Annotated in this window: 1 pseudogene; it reads left to right on the plus strand. The window is 40.6% G+C overall.

Annotated elements, in window-relative coordinates:
* Nucleotides 1-212: pseudogene (locus Q1A46_RS20885) on the plus strand (hypothetical protein); the annotation flags it as partial.

A 212-nucleotide genomic window follows, 5' to 3' on the forward strand; every position in this document is an offset into this window, starting at 1 on the left:
AATGATGGGGTTCCAAACTATTTAGATGCAGACTTAGCAGGTTTTGTAGATGCAAACTCAGATGGAGTAAATGACAATTACGATTCAGATGGCGATGGTGTACCAAACCATTTAGATTTAGATAGTGATAACGACGGAATTTACGATGTTGTAGAAACAGGTGGAACAGATGCAGACGGAGATGGAACTGCAGATGATACTGATGGAGATGC

The sequence above is a fragment of the uncultured Tenacibaculum sp. genome (assembly GCF_947502995.1).
Taxonomy (GTDB): domain Bacteria; phylum Bacteroidota; class Bacteroidia; order Flavobacteriales; family Flavobacteriaceae; genus Polaribacter.